Source organism: Intestinibacter sp. (genome assembly GCF_051866655.1).
In the GTDB taxonomy this organism is placed as follows: Bacteria; Bacillota; Clostridia; order Peptostreptococcales; family Peptostreptococcaceae; genus Intestinibacter.
This window is the reverse complement of sequence record NZ_JBJDXL010000170.1, coordinates 1,997-5,393: the sequence shown is the minus strand read 5'-3', so window position 1 is coordinate 5,393 and position 3,397 is coordinate 1,997. Positions and strand designations below refer to the sequence as shown.

Below are 3,397 nucleotides of genomic sequence, written 5' to 3'. Positions count from 1 at the left end.
AAAAGAAATACAAGATAAGGCGAATACTACAAATCTTGAAGATGCGTTTATTTATTTCGGAAAGTTAGGTGATAATGATGAGAATTAAGGCGTTGACAGTTAGAATATTAAAGCAGCTTTTAAATGATAAGAGAACTATTGCGCTTATAGTAGTAGCACCTATAGTAGTATTGTCGCTTGTATATTACGTGCTTTGTGGAAATTCTACAGAATATACAGTAGGGGTAATAAATGCACCTAAAGATTTTATAGAGGAAATAGCAAATACAGATGATAGCGATGATATTATTAAGATAAAATATGTAAATCAAAAAGATGTTGAAGATAAAATTAAAAAAGGTGAGACAATAGCCATCGTCGATATGGATGACGATTTTAAAAATGTAAAAATATACATCGATGGAACTGATAACACAGAAGCTAAAAAGGTTATATCATTGATAAAAGGCGCGATAATTTCTTCTTCAATGGATAATTCAAAACAAAATATGGAGGATATGAAGGAAAGTATTTCAGAGTTAAAAGACTCTGTAAAGGATTTATCTAAATTAAATCCAAATATGAGCTCTAATTTAAATCTAGATGATATAGATTTAGATGATATGGAGTTTGCAGAGACAAGCTTTGATACAGATTATATATATGGAGATGAAGATCAGTCGACATTTGACAATTATGCTGCTCCATTAGTTGGAATAATAGTATTTTTCTTTGTTTACTTACTTTCAGGGATAAATTTCTTGACAGAGAGAACATCTGGAACTTTAGAAAAGTTACTATCTACGCCTATTAAAAGAAGTGAAATAATAATAGGATATGTGCTTGGATTTAGTACACTTGCATTAGTTCAAACTATTTTGATTACTTTATTTGTGGTATATGGATTGGGAGTAACTCAGGTTGGAAACATAGGATATGTACTGCTTGTAAATCTTTTGACATCTATAACTGCCCTTATACTTGGGATGCTTTTATCTACACTTGCAAATGGAGAGTTCCAATTTATACAGTTTGTACCAGTAGTTATACTTCCACAGGTATTTTTATGTGGTCTGTTTAAATTGACTGGAGTATTTGACGTTATTGGTAGATTTATACCACTTCATTATACTACGCATGCTTTAAAAGAGGTCATGCTTAGGGGAAATGGAATTTCTTATATAGCTACAGATTTATTGGCACTTGTAGGATTTTCAGCGTTGTTTATGATTTTAAATATTAGATTGTTGAAAAAGCAGAGAGAGGTTTAATCGATTCGATAATATCTAGAAGTGTATCTCTAGAAAAGAAATAATTTTGAGATAATTTATTTTGAAATTTATTATCGATATATTTCGGTTTTAGTGTTAAATAGTTTTATAAAAATAGGGTGTAAAGTAGTTTATTTAAAACGAATTTACACCCTATTTTAGTTATTTGTGTGAACTTTTTAAGCTATTTGTAAATAAATATAGTTTCCATACATGTGGTTAAAAAAGTTATCGTACTTATTATGCCAAGTGCTAAAAAAATGAACATAATGGATTTTTAGGACAAAGATTTTTTATCAAGTATCAACTGTGTAAATGTGTAATTTATTTGTATCGAAGTCAAATATAGCTACTGTAAAATTATATGCATATCTATCATTTATATTAGTTTTGGATTCTTCTGGATAGTTTTCTGCATATCTATCTCTAAAATAATAAATGCCGTTTTTTATTTTAGAAATATCAGGTCCGAATGAGTCTTCATCGTCATTATCAAATACGCCAATTGCTTCTTCAAAGTCTTTTTTTATAGGAAGAGAGTGCCATTTATCGTTTTTATCTGTAGTTTTGATAAATGATTTTTTTCCTTTTTGTGTTAATTGAATTACTGCATAGCTATTTCCGTCCATTGGAAATCCACCATAATTGTCTTTGTACATTAAAACTGTTGAGTCAGCTGGAATTTTTGTATCTATTGTTTCATTGTAATACGATGGATCGTATTCGTATTTTATATATTTATCCATATTTTTAAAGTCTTGAATTATACATAATGACGCAAGTAATAGTGGAAAAAGTATAATCAATAATAAACTGAGTTTTCTATTTGATAACATAAAATCATCTCCTTTTGAGTTTATAATAATATATTTTATTTTGAAAAACAATAATTATATATTGAAATTCAATAAAAATTAATTGCTTATTAATAAAAATGAAAGATTTAAAATTCAAATTACAGATGATTTTTATGAAAGTATATTATATAAATATGTCTTTAAGATATTCAAAATATAATTTGAAAGGATTGAGTTGCTTATGAAAATGGAAATACTATTCAATAAAAGTAAGTATTTAGAAGTCGATTATGATGAAAATTTTATAATTCAAGACGTCAAAACACAAATATTTGGTGACAGTCAAGTTGACTTTATAAAGGATTTAATTAAAGTTAGAGAGTTATTATATCATCACTATATATTTAAAGAACCTTTGACAGAAGGAGTACTTGATTATATTTGTTTCGTTACAGCTAAAACAAATACATCTATCAAGATGACAATTGATGATTTTATAAAAATAAAGAAAAGTTTATATAAGACAAAAAATAAGTCTTTTTTCGTTGTAAGAGATAAAACTGCTGATTTGACAGTTTTGTGTATAAAAATAGGTCAAAATATAGAAGATATAGAGATAATCAAACCTGTAAAAGATTTTGTTAAAACAAAGGATTTAATCGATGCAGTTGAGATTTTAATAAAATATAAAGAAAAAGAAAAATGGGTCTCAAGCAATATCAATCAATGTGAAAAAACTTTATACAATGAATTATTAGATGGAAGATACAATTTTAGTATTAGTAAGTACGATAATAACAATTTTAAACGAGATAAAAGTATTCTATCTAGAGGACAACTAGATAATAAATACATATCTAATGAATCAAATGGATCTTTTGAATATTTAATAAAATATAAAAAACAAAATATAATGCGTGTCCAGTTAAAAAATGGTGTATATGAAGTGAAATTTGAAAATGCTCATTTTATTAGGGAAAAAATAGATAGTGAAGAACTTGTAGACCTATGGAAAAACCTAAATGATATAAAATCTTTAAATATAAACGAGATAACACCTTCACTTATTAAAAATATTTTTGATAGATTTAAAATGAACAAAATGGAACTCAAACCTGTTTACAACAATAATAAAAGTAATTATGTAGAAAAAAACAATAAAAAAATTGGTCACCCTAATTTCTCAGATGTCGTAGGTATGGATAAAATAAAAGAAAGACTAAATGATGTAATTGACCAATTTAAAAATGAAGAAATATACGAAAAATGGAATATAGAACCGATAAGATCTATACTGCTATACGGACCTTCAGGAACAGGAAAATCATTTATAGCAGAATCACTAGCAAA

The 3,397-nt window shown here is 26.6% G+C and carries 2 protein-coding genes and 1 pseudogene; 2 read left to right on the top strand and 1 reads right to left on the bottom strand.

Going from position 1 to position 3,397, the window contains the following annotated elements; translation table 11 throughout:
- The first annotated feature begins 74 nt into the window (after positions 1-74).
- A complete protein-coding gene (locus ACI3VO_RS05205) occupies positions 75-1,250 on the top strand; it encodes an ABC transporter permease (RefSeq protein WP_439756893.1) in 1,176 nt (391 codons plus the stop codon).
- 296 nt (positions 1,251-1,546) lie between these two features.
- Here the strand turns inward: ACI3VO_RS05205 and ACI3VO_RS05200 are convergent, their stop codons facing one another.
- Positions 1,547-2,086 (bottom strand): hypothetical protein, encoded by a 540-nt coding sequence (locus tag ACI3VO_RS05200; protein WP_439756892.1) that lies wholly within the window; start codon positions 2,084-2,086, stop codon positions 1,547-1,549.
- Positions 2,087-2,288: 202 nt separating this feature from the next.
- On the opposite strand from ACI3VO_RS05200, the pseudogene ACI3VO_RS05195 reads away from it, so the two are divergent.
- Positions 2,289-3,397: pseudogene (locus tag ACI3VO_RS05195) on the top strand (hypothetical protein); the annotation flags it as partial.

Excerpts from the sequence above, each read along its gene's own strand:
- ACI3VO_RS05200 (WP_439756892.1), bottom strand. The coding sequence starts at position 2,086 with ATGTTATCAAATAGAAAACTCAGTTTATTATTGATTATACTTTTTCCA.
- ACI3VO_RS05205 (WP_439756893.1), top strand. The coding sequence starts at position 75 with ATGATGAGAATTAAGGCGTTGACAGTTAGAATATTAAAGCAGCTTTTA.